This window comes from Novipirellula rosea (genome assembly GCF_039541335.1).
GTDB classification, from domain to species: domain Bacteria; phylum Planctomycetota; class Planctomycetia; order Pirellulales; family Pirellulaceae; genus Novipirellula; species Novipirellula rosea.
In genome coordinates this window covers 1-2,096 of record NZ_BAABGA010000005.1, presented here as the reverse complement: position 1 = coordinate 2,096, position 2,096 = coordinate 1, and the positions used below count along the sequence as shown (strand labels likewise).

The window sequence follows — 2,096 nt, the reverse complement described above, 5'->3', positions numbered from 1 at the left end:
TAAAAAGATACGGCCGTTGCTGGATTCCCTCCATGAAATCGGCACCCAGCGTGACAAGTCTCACAACCGCGACCTGCACATGGACCAGTACGGTGTCCTGGTTCTCATGTGGATGTTCAATCCTATCCTGACGTCGCTCAGGGGGCTCCAGCAAGCCAGCACACTCAAAGACGTTCAGAAGAAGTTCGGCGTCGAGCGAGCTTCGCTTGGATCACTCTCGGAGTCGGTGAGCATCTTTGACCCCGAACCGCTGAAGCAAATCGCGGCGCAACTCGCGACCGAAGTCCCATCAGCCGATCCGTCGAAGTTTGACGCGATCGGACATCAACTTACCGCCGTCGACGGGAGCGTCTTCAAGACTGCCGTACGTGTGGCATCGCTGGCTTGGTTGCCTGATAAAGCAGGTGGAACGACCAAGGGAAAGTCCGTTGATGGATACCGAATGCATACGCATTTCGAGATTCTTCGCGGAATCCCCGAACGGATGGATGCTACACCGGCCAAACCAAAAGGAAAGGATGACGAGAAGTCGGTCCTGGCATCGGTACTGCAACCTGATCGCTGCTACGTGACCGATCGCGGATACGCCAAGTTTGAGTTGTTCAATCAAATCAATGCCATCGGCAGCTGCTACATTTGTCGGGTCCGAGACAATAGCACGCCGAAGATCCTCAGCGACCGAGAGCTCACACAAGCCGACCGCGATGCTGGTGTTCGCATCGATCGAGAAGTCGTTTTAGGGGCTTGCAAAGAAACAAAGGGGTCAAAGAAACAAAGGGGTCAAACCTCTTTTTCGGTGTCTTCGGGTAATGGTCGAACTCGTGGACGACCTCTTGGCCGCATTGTGGATTCCAGATTGAGCCGCCTGGCAATCGATTCGACCCAGCCTTCATCTCCCAGCGGTGCACCGCGATTCGCACAGATTCGGATCGCTTTCAACTCGCTTTCTGACAATGGTTCATTGACACGAGAGACCCAGTTTGGAAGCCGGGGGATTGGCCATGGAGACAAGAACTTCGGATCTGGCTCGGACCGTTGGAGCCAACGCCAAAGGGAACCCCATCGCCAGTCTTCCGCGCGCGCCGTCATGTTCGCTCTCAACGCATTTCGCTCGACGTAACGACAGGCAACCAAAAAATGTTCGTCGTCCTGAATTGGAAAGCTTTTGAAGCGGCCCTGGTAGAGATGCCCGCGTCCGGCGGAATTGTAGTGTGCGTGGTACCGCATCGTGTGAGTGCCTCCAACCCACTTGCAAAACCGGCCCATTTCACCATCGACCAACGGGCGAAGAATCAAATGCCAATGGTTCGTCATCAATTGATGCGCGTAAAGTTCAACTCGATACAGCCCCAGTGCCTCATGCAACACATTTTCGAAAGCGAGGAAGTCGCCTTCCTTCTTAAAAATCGGTGCGTTCATGTTTGCGCGGTTCAAGGCGTGGTAAATCCCGCCCGCTTCGTCAGCTCTCGGAGATCGTGGCATTCTCTGATTGTAAACGGGACCTCACGACAAAAGAAAGAGGTTTGGCGTCTTTGTATGCATCCACTAGCATTGCGCAAGGGAGTGTCGAAACTTGCGGGGCGCCTCCGAGCTTTGATTTTCTAACCTTCTCGTCCGCTATTCGGCGTTGGTGCTGTGGCAGCTCGCTGCATCTCTGCCACGACACCGTCACTCCGATTGAGAACACAATCGAGGTGACACGCATTAGCGAAAAAGGGGAAGCAAGGTTAGAAAATGAGAGGTTAAAAGATTTGATCGTAATAACCAAGTAAGCCGCTTTCCGCTTCGACTCGCCTCGGTGGGGCAAGCACCGACACAAACTGACCCGGGCAACCGATTCCAGATTTTGAACACGCTCTCTTGCAATCTTGCGACACAATCACAAAAGATGCTGTGTCCCTGTTGGCTAAAAAAGAGGTTTGACCCCTTTGATTCTGTGACCCCTTTGATTCTGTGACCCCTTTGATTCTGTGACCCCTTTGATTCTGACCCCTTTGATTCGTTGACCCCTTTGATTCGTTCTTCACCCGTACCGGACACCTGGTATGTCCCCCAGATCAATGAAATCTAGTAAAGGGACCACCTAAATGCTCCAT

Annotated in this window: 1 protein-coding gene and 1 pseudogene; one reads left to right on the top strand and one right to left on the bottom strand. The window is 53.1% G+C overall.

All coding sequences use genetic code 11. The features are described 5' to 3' along the window. Window positions 1-1,120: transposase (locus ABD971_RS00200; RefSeq protein ID WP_345318302.1), on the top strand; the 1,120-nt coding region annotated here is incomplete at its 5' end. 44 nt (window positions 1,121-1,164) lie between these two features. On the opposite strand, the pseudogene ABD971_RS00195 reads toward ABD971_RS00200, so the two are convergent. Beyond that, window positions 1,165-1,419: pseudogene (locus tag ABD971_RS00195) on the bottom strand (transposase); the annotation flags it as partial. Window positions 1,420-2,096: the final 677 nt, after the last annotated feature.